Raw genomic sequence first — 16719 nt, 5'->3', positions numbered from 1 at the left:
AAAGTAAAACTTGACGTGTAACCCGTTACAACGTTTAAGCTTTTTTTATGTCATATATGAATCATCTTAATATAATTTGATGAATGGAGCGATACACATGAGTAACTCTCAAAATCACACCTATCAATTCCCGGAAAATTTCCTGTGGGGTGGCGCAATTGCAGCCAACCAGGCTGAAGGTGCATACAATCAAGGCGGCAAAGGATTATCTACTCAGGATGTAGCTCCCAAAGGCATCATGGGGCCAATCACGGAAGAGCCAACCGAAGATAACATGAAACTAATCGGTATCGATTTGTATCATCGCTACAAGGAAGATGTGAAACTGTTTGCCGAGATGGGCTTCAAGGTATTCCGTACTTCCATTGCCTGGTCCCGGATTTTCCCAAAAGGGGACGAGCTGGAGCCAAATGAAGAAGGATTGCAGTTCTACGACGATCTGTTTGACGAGTGTCACAAATACGGGATCGAACCACTGGTTACGCTTTCCCACTATGAGACACCTCTTCACCTTTCCAAAGAATACGACGGCTGGGTTAACCGGAAAATGGTTGGATTCTATGAGCGTTATGTAACTGCCGTATTTAAACGTTATAAAAACAAAGTAAAATACTGGCTTACCTTTAACGAAATCAATTCGATTCTTGAAGCACCCTTCATGAGTGGAGGCATCTACACGCCTAAGGAAAAGCTTAGCAAGCAAGATCTCTATCAGGCGATCCATCATGAGTTTGTAGCCAGTGCTTCCGCTGTGAAGCTCTGTCATGAGATCATTCCTACGGCACAGATTGGTTGTATGATGCTCAGTATGCCTACCTACCCGCTGACACCAAATCCGGACGATATGATTAAAGTCATGGAATTCGAACATAGCAACTATTTCTTCGGCGATGTACACGTAAGAGGTCGCTACCCTGGTTATATGAAACGTTACTTCCGTGAAAATGGAATCGAGATTCAGATGGAAGCTGGCGACGAGGAAATGTTGCTGAATACGGTAGACTTTATCTCTTTCAGTTATTACATGAGTATCTGTCAAACAGCAGACCCGGAGAAGCAAATCGCAGGTGAAGGTAACCTTCTTGGGGGTGTACCTAACCCTTATCTGCCAGCAAGTGAATGGGGATGGCAGATTGACCCGCAAGGATTGCGTTATGTGCTTAACATGTTCTATGACCGCTATCAAAAACCACTGTTTATTGTAGAGAATGGTCTTGGTGCTGTTGATGAATTGATCACGGGTGCGGACGGCGAGAAAACAGTTGAAGATGACTACCGAATCCAGTATCTGAATGATCATCTGGTTCAAGTTGGTGAAGCGATTGAAGATGGCGTTGAAATTATGGGTTATACTTCATGGGGTTGCATTGATGTTGTCAGTGCGTCTTCTGCCCAGTTGAAAAAACGTTATGGCTATATCTATGTGGATCGTCATGACGATGGATCAGGAACACTCGAACGTTATCGCAAGAAATCCTTCCATTGGTACAAAGAAGTGATCAGCAGTAACGGGAAAAGTTTGCAGCGTTAAGGTTTTTTAAGCAAATGTAACAGAACCATTCTTCTAGCCCTCAGACAAATCACATGAAAAAGTGTCGGTCATACGATACCTTGGCATGTTTTCTGTCTGGGGATTTTATTTTAATTTTCAAAAAGAAACACCCGATGTTACGCATCGGGCATTCTCATTAGCTACTATCACATTGTTCACTATTTATTCTTCCGTTATCTTGCGAAGGACCCTGCAAGGATTACCCGCAGCAATCACACCAGACGGTATACTCTTGGTCACTACACTCCCTGCGCCGATGATCGTATTATCTCCAATCGTCACTCCGGCAAGAACCGTCACACCGCCACCGATCCACACATTATTGCCCACCGTGATGGGTCCAACGATCTCCAGACCTTCATTGCGCTGCTCAACATCATAAGGGTGGCCTGCGGTATAAAATCCACAATTGGGAGCAACAAAAACGTTATCTCCAAAACTGATTTTCCCTCCATCCAGCATGATAATATTATGATTGCTATAGAAGTTCTCACCAATTTCAATATTATAGCCGTAATCACATACAAATGGCTGTTCAATCAGGAAACGATCCGTCGTTTTCCCCAGCAGTTTCTTGATTAACGCTTCTCTTTCATTGATCTTGGCTGGATGAAGCTGGTTATAATCGTAACAAAGTCCTTTGGCATGTAAACGCTCTTCAATTAACTCTTGATCATAATTGGCATTATATAAAAGCCCTAATTGAGATTTCTCTTTTTCAGTCATCATTTAGTAAGCACTTCCCATCTTCTATCTATAAATAAGTTAAAGCTCAATCTCTCTAAAAACACTTTTTAAAACTCTTTTAATTATATAGATTACCATGAATAAAGCAAGTTTTGCTCGATATGAAAATGGTTTATTCTACTGACGCATACTCTAGCGTATCAACAATAAAAAAACCTCTACACCCATTAGACTATGGGAATGCAGAGGTTCAAGCTTTTTGTCTAATTTCTTTATTCTAAGCAACCGCCTGAACGGTTTTTTCCTTAACGCTAATGGCATAGATGGCAGTCACCAAACCAAGCAGAATCAGAACAGAACCAACCCATCCGGTGTTCAGAATCGATGAATGATCGATCACCATGCCGCCGATATAGGTACCCAGTGCAATACCTGCATGTGCAATACCTGAGTTGGTGCTGATTAGCGTTTCGGCTGTTTCCGGCGAAGTTTTGATAATGAGACTATTCTGCACAGGCGTAACGGTCCAACTCAGTGCACTCCAGATGCTTAACAATAACAAGAAGGCGATCAAAGGCAATCCCACACTGAACGGAATGACAGCCATACTCACGATAAAGGGAATCAGCACAATGATAATGGCTTTAGCAGGATGCAGACGATCGGATAACATGCCCCCGATTCCTCCCCCTGCAACAGCGGCGATCCCAAACATCATATAGATAAAGGTGACCATCGTCGCACTGGCACCCAGCGTTTCTTGCAAGAATGGCGTGAAATACGCATATAAAGTCAAATGACCCGCAAGCACAAGCAAAGTTGTAGCATGGATTGCCAACATTTTTGGATTCCACAGTGCCGTAAGCTGTTTCTTCAGGGATACAGCAGGAATAGGCTGTACACGATCCATCGCAATCCAGATGGCCACCATAACCACTGCTGTGAGAATAGCGATCAACATAAACACCTCACGCCAGCCTGCCAAGTTACCTACAAAGATTCCAAGAGGTACACCCAAGATAAGTGATGCACTGCCTCCCATGGTAATAATCCCCACGGCGCGTCCTTTATATTGTGGTTCCACAATACGTGCTGCAAGGGTCAGGGAGAGCACAAAAATAAGTGAACCCGTGGCGGCTCCGAGTGCTCTGCCTGCCATCAGCATATAAAAACTGGAACTAAATGCAGAGATCAGGTTACTGATCAGAAAAACAAACAGCGTACACATATATACCTTTTTACGCTCGAATCTGGCCGTCATATTTAATAAAATCGGTGCAGACAACGCATAGACAAGTGAGAAAATAGAGATTAAATACCCCGCTTTGGCCAGGGAAAGATGAAGATCCGTAGCAATCAGGTCCAGAATTCCGCCCAAGATCAGTTCAACGGTTCCGACCACAAATGCTGCGATAGCGAGCACATATACTTTCTTATTCATTTTTGAATCCTCCTCAAAAAGTTACAACTACGATAGTAACCCATAAGAATGAAAGTTTCAATAGTTATTTTCATGATTGTTTTCAAACAAAGATATAACAAAAAAAACTATCCTCCGAGAGAATAGTTTTAATAGATCAACCTGGTGAGCAGTTTCTCGATTTCAGCATCCTGTAACAGTTGGTCACCGTATTTTTTGGTAATCTGAGTAAGGGCAACATCATGGTAGAAATAATCCGTCATCGCTTTGACAATCGGTTTGGACATCGTCTTGATCGCTCGCCATGAATCGTGCTCCACACCGGCAAACAGCAAATACGCATGATCCACAATAAGCAGCTGTGAAGGTTCTGGCGCATCAAGCAATGGAATCAACGAGTATATCCGGTTTAAGGATGTCTCCATTCCCCCAACGGCAAGCACTTCAACGTACACGCCCTGCTTTTCCTTCTGCTCCAGCAGTTCACGATATTTCTCCATTCGCTCATTCCAGGCCAGAAAAAGAATTGATGAATCTGCTTCCTCGATCAGCTGTTCGATATTTGATGCGATGGAAGACTCATCTTTTAACGTCCAGATATGTTCATCGGTGAATGTACGTTTGATTTTGTAACTCTTCAATTCCTCAATATCTTTCTCAAAATCAGCTTTAATCTTATGAATAATGGACTGAAGATCCACAGCCATATATAGTTTCTTCTTCCCATCCATCGTTGTCAGCACCGTTCCCTTGTCGATCAGACGGTTGAGCACTTCATAGATTTTGGCTTTGGGAACGTTGGAGTAATTTACAATCGATGTGGCATCAAGCGGTTCATCCTGCGCGAATATAGCCTCGTATACCTGACTTTCATATTGTGTAAACCCGAATTTCTGCAACATGGTATGGATCGGCGCATCCCTTCTTAGTGTGTCTGATCTATCTAGTTTAGATGCATGAACCTCCCATGTCCAGTATGTCCCAACTGACCTAGGCAGGTGGAATCAGAATTAAATTTAGCGATGTCACCAAAATAAAATCACTTTCCAGTGGTTATATTAACAATCGGGAATACACATTTTGCTTGTGAAAGGAGCTGTAATTTAAAATGGAAAGTACTCAAGATTTTGTGAAAAAAATTAACGAAAATGCCGAAAAAGCGCGTCACAATAAAAACAACGGCAAGGGAACGCCAGGGGACAAGCTACCATCCAAACAGCACTCAACGAATAAGTAGAGTCTATTTATTAAACAGCATGACTTCCGTCTAACACCCTTTCCTCTACTTTTCATCTACTATTAAGAACCTTTAATAGAAAAGAGATGATTAGTATGGCTCGTGTCAATGCTGTTCGACAACCAGATCTGGTGTTAATCTACTGGTCTAGAAATCCGCTCATTCCCGGTTCTGCGCGCAGAATCCAAAGTGTACGTGTGATTGGTAATACGTCTCCATGTACATTCACACTGGTTCCTGGTGCACGGTTGATCAATGCATTAAACTGTTTGCTGGACAATGATATTGGATTCAAAGTGGTCTACCGCTACAAAACGTCAGCAATCAGCGGGGTTCTGTTATTGAAACGAAAATAATTTGCCCCAAAGAATGGTGCCTCTCCTTATGGGAGCGCACCATTTTTCATTTTGGAATTAATTTGTTGCAATTCTATTCTTGAGCCATTAGAATGAACTCTTTTGAAGATATGCATAGACATAGACATGTTGGACCAAGGTTTGCTAACTACGATATGAAACCTTGCAATCCTGAATACGTAAAGTAATATTTACCTATTAAGATATAGAGAAAACCATTATTTATTTTGATTACAATGAGGGATATTATGAAAAAACAGTTTATGGTACTTGGTCTTGGACGATTCGGTTCAAGCTTGACACACACACTCATTAAAAACGGGCATGAAGTGCTCGCAGTAGACAAAAGCGAAACTCTTGTTCAGGAAATTTCAACGGTGGCAACCCATGCCGTACAAGCAGACTGTACTGACAAATCAGTCCTTATGGAGCTTGGGGCAAGTAACTTTTCACACGCCATTGTTGCGATCGGCGAAGATCTGCAAGCAAGTATACTGACCACTCTATTGTTGAAAGAACTTAATGTGCCCAAAGTAACAGCCAAGGCCAAAAATGATAATCACGGTAGTGTGCTTAGCAAGATCGGTGCGGATCAGATTGTTTACCCTGAACGTGACATGGCCACGAGACTGGGGAATCAGCTTAGTTCAGACAACATCATTGATTCCATTGAATTGTCTTCAGATTATAATCTGGTCGAGATCAGAGCTCCCTTAAGCATGAATCAAAAGACATTGCTAGAACTCAATATTCGAGCTGAATATGGATGTACCGTTATCGCCATCAAAACGGGGAATAACTTAAATATCTCACCCATGGCAGAAGACATAGTCCGTGCGGGAGATATGCTCCTGTTAATAGGCAGTAACGATGACATTCGGAATCTGGAGAGTGATTATGAACCAAAGAAATAAACGTGTAATGAAAACTTCGGCCCTAATGAACATTGAATCAATTGTGAACAAGTTAAAAAATAATATGAGCCCTCCTCAACTTATCATGATGATCTTCTTCACTCTCATCTGGATCGGAGCTATATTGCTTGCACTGCCGATATCTTCACGTACCGGGACTTCCATCGGTTTACTTGATGCCTTGTTCACAGCAACCTCTGCTATATGTGTAAATGGGCTGATTGTCTTGGATACAGGGAGTGTCTTTTCAACATTCGGACAGGTCATTATCATGATTTTGATTCAGGTTGGTGGACTAGGGTTCATGACACTAGGTGTAATGGTAGCTATTATTCTGGGGAAACGGATTGGCTTGAAACAGAGGCTTCTTATTCAACAAGCCACCAATACCTCCTCAGCTCAAGGTCTGGTTAAGCTATCCATGTATATTGTACTTATAGCCTTTGCTTTTGAAGCGCTGGCTACAGTGGTTCTTACATTGCGCTGGCAGAGCGATTTGGGATGGGGACAAGCTTTCTATTACGCCATATTCCATTCCATCTCTGCCTTCAATAATGCGGGTTTCTCTCTTTGGAGTGATAGCCTTACCCCATTTGTTGGTGACCCGATTGTTAATCTTACGGTCATTACGCTCTTTATCATTGGCGGCTTGGGTTATATTGTGGTTGTGGATGTATTCCGCAAACGTTCATGGAGAAAGCTCTCCTTGCATTCAAAGATAGTATTAATCGGCAGTTTTTCTCTATACTTGTTCGGATTCATCACCATCTTCTTAATCGAGAGTTGGAATCCTGCTACGTTCGCTGATTTATCTTTCGGTGAACGTATATGGGCTTCTCTATTTCAGGGTACTGCTCCTCGAAGCTCCGGATTCAACACCATTGACATTGGAAGTATGTTGGCCACATCCCAATTTTTCATTATTATTCTAATGTTCATTGGGGCTTCTTCCGGCGGAACAGGTGGAGGAATTAAAATCAATACTTTTGTGGTTCTTGTTCTTGCGACCATTCAAACATTTCGAGGCGGCGGACAAATTCATGCTTTTGAGCGTAAAATTGCAGAAGAAACAGTGATGCGCGCACTCGCTGTTGTCTTAAGTGCCCTTGCCTTTGTACTTGGGATCTCCATTTTGTTATCCATATCCGAAGGCATTCTTGAAAATCATTTTCTGGATGTTCTGTTTGAAGCCACTTCGGCTTTTAGCACTACAGGACTATCGATGGGTCTGACAAGTGAGTTGAGTGTTGCGGGTAAAATTATAGTCACCATTACGATGTTTGCAGGACGATTGGGACCACTAACTCTGGCTTTTGCATTGGCGCAGAAGAAACGTACATCCAAAATCGGTTATGCAGAGGATCATGTCCTCATTGGTTAACATACGACGAAGAACATGTTATCCTATTGCGGAACAATGATTGCTTTTTATTTCCCAACCATGTTTCCTAGCAAAACGCCCCCTTAAGCAAACGACAGTTGTCTGCTTAAAGGGGCATTATTTATATATTTTTCTTACAGAAGATTCATAATAAGTACATTTACCGAATGAGCAGGCAAACATACAATCGCTGATTCACCATTCAACTTAATCTCCTGTTCTTGGGGAACCACTTTCTCATCATTCTTCTGATTCACATTCGGAATATGCACCAGATGATCTTCTCCAGTAAGTGTGATCAGCCTGGCTGAAGTATCCACCTTCAGATCCTGAAGGCAAATCCGGGTTGATTTATCCACACCATCTGCATTGACCAGTTTCACATACACATGCCGTGCGTCTTTTGTAACAGAGTGGAACACTTCCCGGTTGTAAGCTTCCAGCTTGTAATCCAGAACCTTGCTGGTATTACGTCCGTCTGTATAGGAGCAGATCAGATTCTTTCCTGTATCCCCACCATAGTTAACCGTGATTGTATAATTAGTCCCATTCTCCAGTGGTTCATAGTTGGCCGCTCTCAGGTTACCGGCTGCCGAACTGGATGAATAGTCTCCCAAGGTGTAACCCTCAATCCCTTGTTTGTACACCTTTACGCCTGTTGCGTTCCCGCCATAACTGATTGCGTACTCAATAACATCCTTGTTCTCAGGTGAGATATCCGTCAGTCCCACGCCAATGTAAAAACCATCCTCACCTGAAATTCTTTCAGCCTCAACGTGAACTTGGTAGTTGGTCCATTCGTCATTTAGCAGATACAATCCATTCAATCCACTTGATTGTGCCTTCAAAATGAGTCCTTTTCCTGCGGTTAATGTGTATCCTTCCGATCCGGGAATCTGTCTCCATGCGTCACTTGGCTCTGTACGTTCCCTGAAATCTTCATCTAGCAGTATCGTTCCATCCACATTGGACGTCACTGTGACTCGTTTCACCACGATGTCTGCATGACCTGTTGCAATCTCGATGCCTCCACGAGGAATGAGATTCAACGGTTTGCCTTTGCTATAGGTGGAGAATGAAGTCTCAAGCACCTGATCCCCTACATATTTTGCAAAAAGCTGCTGTACATAATAATTCGGTGTATACCATACTGTTTCATCATCAAACCAGATGCAGTCTGGCGTCCAGCGGTAAGTACCATCCGTTAGTACTTTGTTGAACAATGGCGCATAGGCAGCCAAACGAACAACGTCCGCGTTATTTTCAAATCCAGTCATGATCGCAGCTTCTGCTACCGCTCCTGCCAGCGTGTTTTTGTCCGTGGAAGCATATTCTCCCACAAATACTTTGGATGTTTCTTTCCAATCGATACTTCCGTCTTCAAGATAGGCCCGGTCATAGTAGTTGTACCGATCTACGTTATTCAGCAAATATTCATTGGAGCGGTAGTAGTGCTCATCTGCAATGGTGTCCATGTAATTGTCCTGATTCTCATACCAAGTTACGGTCTCCTCAATCACCTCAGTGCCATCTGCAAAAGCAACCTGAGCTGACCCGGTCAGATTCCCGCTGAGGAATTTCCATCCTTCCTGGTACGCATCATCATCCGCCTGAGCTCCAACCGTCGAGATAATGTGCAGCTCATGATCAGGATAGTTCTGTTTCATGTACTCATCTATTGAACGTTTGAATACTTCGAAGTTGGCAAAAAATTCAGTGCCCCAGTTCTCATTGCCTACGCCCAGATAACGAAGATCAAACGGTTCAGGATGTCCCATCTGGCTTCGTACCGCCGCCCATTCGTTGTGTTCAAAGTCTGTACTGAGCGCAAAGTCAATCAGGTCTGTAAAGTTGCGGATATAATAATCCCTTAAAGCGCCACCCGCAGGGTGAGCATAATCCGAGCGTGCCTGACACAACACACCACAAGCCATGACTGGAACTGGAGCGGCATTCAGATCTTCCGCCAGTTGGAAGTACTCCATATAACCAAGGCCCATCGTCATCATGTAACCCCAGACATTATAATTCTCTTTGCGGAGCTCAACCGGACCCACAGAATCCTTCCAGTCATATACGTTATCCCAGATAAAAGATCCCTCCGAGATACATCCTCCCGGAAAACGCAAGAACTTCGGATGCAGATCTGCAAGTGCCTGGATTAGATCTTTTCTCAATCGATAGTTCGGGTTACCTGTGTAGTTGGCATGTGCTGTAGCCGATATCCCTTCTTCTGTCGGATCAGCTCCCCATACATTTTGAGGGACTAAGGACACCATATCGATGGAGATGTCACCTGCAAACGTAAGTGCCAGTTGACCAAGTACAGTCTCCGTTCCGGTTAGAGACAGACCGTATTTCTTCCATGTGTTCCCACCTTCAACATGCAGCGTTACCGAATCACTGATGGAAGTGTCTCTTCCATCCTGCAATTGAACAGTGATCGTTCCTGCCGATTCTGCTTTTGCCCATACGGTAAAGTCATATGATTCGCCCTGCTTGATGGACATGGCACAATGCTGGTTGGAGTCGGAGAATCCACGATTCCGAATCGTAGCCCCATCCTGAACCGTGACATAATAAGCATTTACTTCAGGGTCTTCCACGTTAAAGTGAACGTTCAGTCCGTCCGTATGCTGTACGAGCATTTTCTCGGTATCGCCTGACCAGGCAAACAAAGGTTCACGATTTCGACCTGTCGAACAACCACATTCTCCAGAGTCATGCGAGTACGTATCAAATGCAAAAGACTCAAATGATCGATTCTGAACAAGCTCTGCATAGATTCCGCCATCTGCCGCGTTGTTAATATCCTCGTAAAAAAGTCCATACATGACTTCACTGATGTCAGCCACCTTCTGATCTCCATGGATGGTCACCGTATAAGGCGGGAGATGCGCTGGCACAACAGACACGTTAAAGCTTTGGCTTATCTTACGATCACCTCTGTTCAAAAGCGCACGGAGCGTAACCTCCTGTGCCGATGTGATTGCCTGAACCCCTCCGTTCTCAGACAGAACTTCTGGAGCACTGGAGCTCCATTCAACAGACACTTTACCACCCAGCAAGTCTGCAGGTAATGATACATCCTTGGTGATGATTTGGTTGGGGAAGGACAAGTACTTGTCCGCCGCAAGCTTCACAATCGCTTCATCGGTCAGTGACTCACACATCACTTCAATGACTTCATCCATGGTGAGCGCTGCCCCATAGATCCGGAAGTCGGATAACGAACCTGCAAAATCCACATCCGCTGCATACTGGGAACGTCCAATATAATTCTGGCTATAATTCTCAGGATCGGTGAACGAATCAAACCATTCGCGCAATTTGGCATAATTGCCGCTCGACGTCTGACTGATCGAACCGTCTGCGGCCTTCTCCCCATTTACATACACAATTGGTCCCGCACTGCTCAAAGTCCCCCCTTGGCTGCCTGCCACGGAGAGTGCAATGTGCATCCACTCTCCACTTACAACTCCCCGGCTTGGGTGGACAACCAGATTATCACCAGCATATAACGTACCCAGAAGCTGACGTGTCAGAAATAAATACGGCCCCTTCTCCCCTTTGCCAAAGTCAAAAATGCGTTCCCACACATTAGACCCCTTGCCCAGAAACACCCAAGTGGCAATCGTAATTCCCGTGTTATCGCTTACATCACGAAGCAGATTCGAGGGTAATTGCAGATAAGAAGTTCCATTCGCTCCACCGTTGAAACTCACCGCCGTTCTGCCTTTTAACTCGGATATCACAGGTAGAATCTCACCTTTGGCTATACCATCATGTCCCTTACCGGAACTGTCCTTCCCGATCTGAACGGTATCTTCGAACGTGTATTGTGCGATTAATTGATTTTGATATGTGCCCATGTTCTTACCTCCTATGTAGTTGGAAATTGTCAGTTCACGCTTTTTGTTCGTATTAATATAAAATGATTGATAAATAGTTAAACACATTTCTTAAACGTAATAATAGCGCATCATCGATCCCCATTTCAATCCTAAATTTGAGAAAGACAACTGGTTTATTAGAATGTGATGAGCCTTATCAGTTCTTCCCGTCTCTCTTTATTTATTCATTTTAGTCTTATAAGCATTATATTTATGGTTTACAAACATATAAACCAATTGATAATATAACAAATGAAAGCGCTTGATATAATGAAATACCCAAAGGAGGTCTGTCGAACCTTATATCGTGTGTTGCCAAGTATCGGGTTATTTTTCATTCCGGGAAATAGGAAAGGGGAAACGTATGAAACGTTATTGGGTACGCGTACTTAACATTTCTGTACTAAGCACCACATTACTTACTGCAACAACTTTGGCACCGGTCTCGGTGTTCGCAAATGGTTCAGAGGCACCCGTGGGTAACTCGCAGACTTCCACCACAACTATCGCAACTCCTGCTCCATCATTCAAAAATGTTTCTGTGCATGACCCTTCCGTCATTAAGGTGGATGATACGTTTTATATTTTTGGTTCACACCTGCAAGTAGCTAAGTCCAAAGACTTTTTGAACTGGGATCTGGTCGCCTCCGGCGTTACGGATAACAACCCTGTTGTCCCCAATGTAACCCAGGAATTCGCTGAAGCGTTGGAGTGGGCGCAGACGGATACGTTATGGGCGGCAGATGTCATTCAGCTCGCGGACGGCAAATTTTATATGTACTACAATGCTTGTAAAGGGGACTCCCCGCGATCAGCGCTCGGCATTGCTGTCGCAGACAATATCGAAGGCCCTTATAAGGATCAAGGCATTCTGTTAAAATCCGGCATGTGGGATCAGATCAGTGAGGATGGTACCATTTACGATGCAACGATTCATCCCAATGTGGTTGATCCTGATGTCTTCTATGATAAAAACGGCAAGTTATGGATGGTGTATGGCTCGTATTCCGGAGGGATTTTCATTCTGGAGATGGACGCAACGACAGGCAAACCACTGCCAAATCAAGGGTATGGCAAAAAGCTGACCGGAGGCAATCATAGTCGTATTGAAGCCCCTTATATGCTCTACAGTCCAGAAACCGATTATTATTATCTGTACCTGTCTTACGGTGGACTAGGTGCTGATGGAGGATACAACATTCGTGTTGCTCGCTCCCAATCACCGGATGGGCCTTTCCTCGATGCGGAAGGAAACGATATGATCAACGTTAAAGCGGACAAGGATAAACCATTGTTTGATGATCGTTCTATTGAGCCTTTTGGAGTCAAATTGATGGGGAACTTCCTGTTCGAGAGACAGATCGGTGATCCGGGCACAGGCCTAGGTAGCGGCTATGTATCGCCAGGACATAACTCTGCTTATGTTGATCCGGAGACTGGCAAACAATTTCTCATCTTCCATACTCGCTTTCCAGGGCGTGGCGAAGAGCATGAAGTTCGCGTACACGAGATGCATATGAATGCAGATGGTTGGCCCGTTGTTTCTCCATATCGCTATGCGGCTTTGGGAGAAGATACCACGCAACTGACAACTCAGGATATCGCCGGTCAGTACCAATGGGTGAATCATGGTAAGGACATCACGGCGGACATCAAGCCATCCCAGACCGTTCAGTTCACGGCAGATGGGCAGATTCATGGTGCCGTGACAGGAACGTGGAGTCTTGGTGCAGACAACAAGATTCAGATCACTTCGAATAATGTTGTGTACAAAGGCGTTTTCACAGATGAATGGAATTCGGAATCTCAGAGTACAGTTCTGACCTTTAGCGCCCTCTCCTCCTCCGGGATTGCCATCTGGGGAACTCAAGGTGTTGAACGGAGTGATCAGGACATTGTAGATGCGGTGAAAAAGGACCTGAGCATTAGCAATACGGATCAAGTGTTCTTTAATCTGTCTCTGCCTACCAAGGGAACAAGTGATGCAGACATTACGTGGAAAAGCTCCAATGCTTCGGCTCTATCCACTACAGGTGTAGTGCAGCGACCACGCGCTGGTAAGGGCGATGCCAAAGTGAAATTAACCGCAACGATTCGTAAAGGAACTGCGGTAAGCTCCAAAACGTTTAACGTTATCATTCCACAGCAAGCGGTAAGCCCATTGCTCGGGGAGTATACTTTTGAACACAAGAAAATTGGCAAAGTCGCACAGGATTACAGCAAAAACGAATATCACGGACAAGCCTTTAACGTGGTCAGTTCTGCTGCAAGTGGCAAAAATCAGGCTGCTGCATTCAATGGGACAGACAGTTTCATCCAGTTACCTGGACTCATTACAGATACAACGGATTTCACGTTTAGCGCTTGGGTCAATTGGGACGGCGGCGGGTCCTGGCAGCGTATTTTCGACTTTGGAAATGGTTTGACGAGACATATGTTCCTCACACCCTCCCAGCATAATGGAGCATTACAATTCACCATTCATAATGAGGGACGGGATCAGAGCCTGATTGCAGCAAATCCACTGCCTTCTAAAGAGTGGGTTCATGTCGCTGTAACCCTTCAGGGTGATGTGGGCACTATGTATGTGAATGGTACATCGGTTGCAAGTAGCTCTGAAATTACTTTTAACCCGAAAGATCTCCAGGTAACGGAAGCTTATGTAGGCAAGAGTCGTTTTACGGCTGATCCGTTCTACAAAGGAAGCCTCGATAATGTAAAAGTATATGATAAAGCTTTAACAGCCAAGGAAATCCAGCGTCAGGCCAAAGAAAAGCCTTAACTTAAGGTCTCCTATCGCAAGCAGTTGGGCTCCATAGTGCACACATCAATAAAGCAGCCAATGTATTGAACTGAACCCTTTGTGAGACATGACTAACAAGGGAGTTGCAGTTCATTACATCAGGCTGCTTTATTGTCACTTCGAATAATGAATAACCATGTTTAATCTGTTCGTCTTAGCACCGGGATTAATATAGGCATGGGGCCTGTCTGCTCGGAAACGTATCGACTCCCCTTGGTTCACCATATATTCTTCCGTCCCTACCCGAATCGTAACTTCCCCTTCAAAGACCGTGATAAATTCTTCCGTACCTTCGATATGCGGTTCAGCATTCAACTCAGACTTAGAGTCCATCTCCATCATATATATTTCAAAACGACGACCCTCTTCAAAAGGAAAATGCGGATATATTCGAATCCTGCCCTCGTCTTCCATCAATACTTGAATATCATCGCACGTTACAACGGTAGTATCTGACTTCGGCTCGTGAATCAAAGTAGTAAATGAGGTTTTCAGGCCATTAGCAATCTTCCATACGGTTGCAATCGATGGATTGGATTCACCACGTTCAATCTGACCAAGCATGGTCTTGCTAATACCAGACATTTCGGCGACCTTGTCCAGACTGAGTTTTCTTTGTTCCCTAAGCTGTTTCAGGTTCTGAGCGAGAATACTATTAATGTTTTTCAAAAATCCATCCTCCTCGTTTTATAATTATGTTGTGCTATATAACGCACATGTTGTACAATAATAAAGACCGTACGTTATAACGTACATTTCCGGTCATTATATCACACAACCAAGAAAACGTGGAGGAACCATGAACATTATACCTTTAGTGACCTATGCAATTATTGCTTCATTTACACCCGGACCCAACAATATCATTTCCATGACGCATGCCAGAAATCAGGGGTTCCGCAAGACCCTTCCGTTTATTAGTGGAGTCGCAGCCGGCTGCCTGCTTATTATGTTTCTGTCCAGTTATTTCAACCTTATTCTTCATCAATATATTCCCAGGATCACACCCGTCTTAAACGTGTTAGGATGTGTGTATATGCTCTATCTGGCGCTCAAAATCATGCGAAGTAAACCTGCAGATGGGCAAGAAAACAAGGTCAATCATTATTCATTTCTATTTGGGTTCACCCTGCAATTCATCAATCCCAAAGTCATTCTGTATGGGCTTACTGCCATATCTGTTTTTGTTCTGCCTCTTGGGCAGTCCCATGTTCATTTAATTGTATTTTCCTTGCTGCTCACCTTCATCGGTATTAGTGCCAATATGACCTGGGCGTTCGGTGGCATGTTATTCCAGAGCTTTCTATTAAGATACGAGCGTCCTGTTAATATCGTCATGGGTATGTTGTTAATTTACAGTGCACTATCAATCCTGATGTAAAATGCAATAGAAAAAGCGTCCACTCATTCGATGAGCTGAACGCTTTTATTTTTATCCTAATTCCGGTCTCCACCATGGATGTGTAGGGTAATCCTCCGTATGAAGAACAACCTTCTCGCCGATTTTGGGAGTTGCAATCTTAACGTTCAAAGCATGTGCAGCCTTCGTAATCCGTTCAACCGGTTCATTCCAGGCATGATAGGCCAGCGTGAATGCGGCCCAATGAATCGGGATGAGCAACTTACCCCCTACATCCAAATGCGCTTGCACCGTTTCTTCCGGCATCATGTGAATGTTGGACCACCGCTCGTCATATTGCCCACATTCCATCATGGTGAGGTCAAATGGACCGTATTTACTGCCAATTTCCTTGAAATGAGGACCATATCCGCTGTCACCACTAAAGAATACCTTTGTATGTTGTCCAGCGATGACCCACGAACACCATAAGGTAGAATTACGGTCAAATAAACCTCTGCCTGAGAAATGTCGCGCTGGCGTGCAAGCGAATGTTAAACCTTTGAACGATAACTCATCCCACCAGTCATGCTCGGTAATCTGTTCCGAAGGCACACCCAGTTGAATCAGCCGTCGACGTACCCCAAGCGGTACGATAAATCGCTTTGTTTTATCCTTCAATCTGCGGATGGAGTCATAATCCAGATGGTCATAATGATCATGCGATATAATGATTGCATCCAGCGTTGGGAAATCTTCCGGTTGAATCGGTAGATTGGTGCTGTAACGTTTGGTACCCACCCAGGATACAGGTGATGGACGATTGCCCAGCATCGGATCAAAGAGTAACCTATGCCCTTCGATTTCAAGTAAAAAAGCCGAATGTCCGAACCATGTAACCTGTGGATTATCGGATGCACTGAAGGTTTCAGCAGGTTCACATATCTCCATAGGCATCGTGCCAGATGGCCTCCGCTCGACATTGCCACGCATGGAATCTCTCAATATACTGATCAGGGACTTGAAGTTCATGCCTGCCGATGTCGGGAGCTGATTTTCGTATTTTGTCATTATACATACCTTCTGTTCTATATAATCATTCTGTGTCTCAACATTTGAATAATATAAATTCAACTA

General features: G+C 44.1%; 13 protein-coding genes. 7 read left to right on the top strand and 6 right to left on the bottom strand.

The window, feature by feature from the left end:
* Positions 1 to 97 precede the first annotated feature (97 nt).
* Positions 98 to 1531 (top strand): glycoside hydrolase family 1 protein, encoded by a 1434-nt coding sequence (locus tag MKY66_RS13720; protein WP_076211795.1) that lies wholly within the window; start codon positions 98 to 100, stop codon positions 1529 to 1531.
* A gap of 183 nt (positions 1532 to 1714) precedes the next feature.
* Here the strand turns inward: MKY66_RS13720 and MKY66_RS13715 are convergent, their stop codons facing one another.
* From MKY66_RS13715 to MKY66_RS13705, 3 genes are all read right to left on the bottom strand, one after another.
* Positions 1715 to 2278, bottom strand: coding sequence for a sugar O-acetyltransferase (locus MKY66_RS13715; RefSeq protein ID WP_076212119.1), 564 nt, complete (start codon positions 2276 to 2278; stop codon positions 1715 to 1717).
* 238 nt (positions 2279 to 2516) lie between these two features.
* Positions 2517 to 3680, bottom strand: coding sequence for an MFS transporter (locus tag MKY66_RS13710; protein WP_076211793.1), 1164 nt, complete (start codon positions 3678 to 3680; stop codon positions 2517 to 2519).
* Positions 3681 to 3808: 128 nt separating this feature from the next.
* Positions 3809 to 4561 carry a helix-turn-helix domain-containing protein gene (locus tag MKY66_RS13705; RefSeq protein ID WP_036670754.1) on the bottom strand — a complete coding sequence of 251 codons (753 nt, stop codon included), beginning with the start codon at positions 4559 to 4561 and terminating at the stop codon, positions 3809 to 3811.
* A 206-nt stretch (positions 4562 to 4767) separates the two neighbouring features.
* On the opposite strand from MKY66_RS13705, the gene MKY66_RS13700 reads away from it, so the two are divergent.
* The 4 genes from MKY66_RS13700 to MKY66_RS13685 all read left to right on the top strand — a co-directional run bounded on the left by MKY66_RS13700 (position 4768) and on the right by MKY66_RS13685 (position 7547).
* Positions 4768 to 4896, top strand: a complete 129-nt coding sequence (locus MKY66_RS13700; RefSeq protein WP_076211791.1) for a DUF4023 family protein — start codon at positions 4768 to 4770, stop codon at positions 4894 to 4896.
* A 95-nt stretch (positions 4897 to 4991) separates the two neighbouring features.
* Positions 4992 to 5252: a hypothetical protein gene (locus MKY66_RS13695; RefSeq protein ID WP_076211789.1), complete on the top strand. Its 261-nt coding sequence runs from the start codon at positions 4992 to 4994 to the stop codon at positions 5250 to 5252.
* 248 nt (positions 5253 to 5500) lie between these two features.
* Entirely contained in the window at positions 5501 to 6166 is a 666-nt protein-coding gene (locus MKY66_RS13690) for a TrkA family potassium uptake protein (protein WP_076211787.1), read from the top strand.
* Positions 6150 to 7547, top strand: a complete 1398-nt coding sequence (locus MKY66_RS13685; protein WP_076211785.1) for a TrkH family potassium uptake protein — start codon at positions 6150 to 6152, stop codon at positions 7545 to 7547. Before MKY66_RS13690 ends, MKY66_RS13685 begins: the two co-directional genes overlap by 17 nt.
* Before the next feature lie 134 nt (positions 7548 to 7681).
* On the opposite strand, the gene MKY66_RS13680 is transcribed toward MKY66_RS13685, so the two are convergent.
* Positions 7682 to 11419, bottom strand: coding sequence for an alpha-L-arabinofuranosidase C-terminal domain-containing protein (locus MKY66_RS13680; protein ID WP_076211783.1), 3738 nt, complete (start codon positions 11417 to 11419; stop codon positions 7682 to 7684).
* A 385-nt stretch (positions 11420 to 11804) separates the two neighbouring features.
* Here MKY66_RS13680 and MKY66_RS13675 point away from each other — a divergent pair, with 385 nt between their 5' ends.
* Complete coding sequence (locus MKY66_RS13675; RefSeq protein WP_076211781.1) at positions 11805 to 14222, top strand: family 43 glycosylhydrolase; 2418 nt, start codon at positions 11805 to 11807, stop codon at positions 14220 to 14222.
* A gap of 135 nt (positions 14223 to 14357) precedes the next feature.
* Here the strand turns inward: MKY66_RS13675 and MKY66_RS13670 are convergent, their stop codons facing one another.
* Positions 14358 to 14912 (bottom strand): XRE family transcriptional regulator, encoded by a 555-nt coding sequence (locus MKY66_RS13670; RefSeq protein WP_076211779.1) that lies wholly within the window; start codon positions 14910 to 14912, stop codon positions 14358 to 14360.
* A 130-nt stretch (positions 14913 to 15042) separates the two neighbouring features.
* On the opposite strand from MKY66_RS13670, the gene MKY66_RS13665 reads away from it, so the two are divergent.
* A complete protein-coding gene (locus tag MKY66_RS13665; protein WP_076211777.1) occupies positions 15043 to 15624 on the top strand; it encodes a LysE family transporter in 582 nt (193 codons plus the stop codon).
* Positions 15625 to 15675: 51 nt separating this feature from the next.
* Here MKY66_RS13665 and MKY66_RS13660 read toward each other — a convergent pair whose 3' ends face one another.
* Positions 15676 to 16653 carry an MBL fold metallo-hydrolase gene (locus tag MKY66_RS13660; RefSeq protein ID WP_076211775.1) on the bottom strand — a complete coding sequence of 326 codons (978 nt, stop codon included), beginning with the start codon at positions 16651 to 16653 and terminating at the stop codon, positions 15676 to 15678.
* Between the last annotated feature and the right edge of the window lie 66 nt (positions 16654 to 16719).

The organism is Paenibacillus sp. FSL R5-0766 (genome assembly GCF_037971845.1).
In the GTDB taxonomy this organism is placed as follows: Bacteria; Bacillota; Bacilli; order Paenibacillales; family Paenibacillaceae; genus Paenibacillus.
Note: the sequence above shows the minus strand (reverse complement) of the source record. Positions and strands in the feature narration are given on the sequence as shown.

What these genes read in the sequence shown, in the direction of transcription:
- MKY66_RS13710 (WP_076211793.1), bottom strand. Translation starts at nt 3,680, where the DNA reads ATGAATAAGAAAGTATATGTGCTCGCTATCGCAGCATTTGTGGTCGGA.
- MKY66_RS13720 (WP_076211795.1), top strand. Translation starts at nt 98, where the DNA reads ATGAGTAACTCTCAAAATCACACCTATCAATTCCCGGAAAATTTCCTG.
- MKY66_RS13680 (WP_076211783.1), bottom strand. Translation starts at nt 11,419, where the DNA reads ATGGGCACATATCAAAATCAATTAATCGCACAATACACGTTCGAAGAT.
- MKY66_RS13705 (WP_036670754.1), bottom strand. Translation starts at nt 4,561, where the DNA reads ATGTTGCAGAAATTCGGGTTTACACAATATGAAAGTCAGGTATACGAG.
- MKY66_RS13685 (WP_076211785.1), top strand. Translation starts at nt 6,150, where the DNA reads ATGAACCAAAGAAATAAACGTGTAATGAAAACTTCGGCCCTAATGAAC.
- MKY66_RS13690 (WP_076211787.1), top strand. Translation starts at nt 5,501, where the DNA reads ATGAAAAAACAGTTTATGGTACTTGGTCTTGGACGATTCGGTTCAAGC.
- MKY66_RS13715 (WP_076212119.1), bottom strand. Translation starts at nt 2,278, where the DNA reads ATGACTGAAAAAGAGAAATCTCAATTAGGGCTTTTATATAATGCCAAT.
- MKY66_RS13695 (WP_076211789.1), top strand. Translation starts at nt 4,992, where the DNA reads ATGGCTCGTGTCAATGCTGTTCGACAACCAGATCTGGTGTTAATCTAC.
- MKY66_RS13660 (WP_076211775.1), bottom strand. Translation starts at nt 16,653, where the DNA reads ATGACAAAATACGAAAATCAGCTCCCGACATCGGCAGGCATGAACTTC.
- MKY66_RS13700 (WP_076211791.1), top strand. Translation starts at nt 4,768, where the DNA reads ATGGAAAGTACTCAAGATTTTGTGAAAAAAATTAACGAAAATGCCGAA.
- MKY66_RS13675 (WP_076211781.1), top strand. Translation starts at nt 11,805, where the DNA reads ATGAAACGTTATTGGGTACGCGTACTTAACATTTCTGTACTAAGCACC.
- MKY66_RS13665 (WP_076211777.1), top strand. Translation starts at nt 15,043, where the DNA reads ATGAACATTATACCTTTAGTGACCTATGCAATTATTGCTTCATTTACA.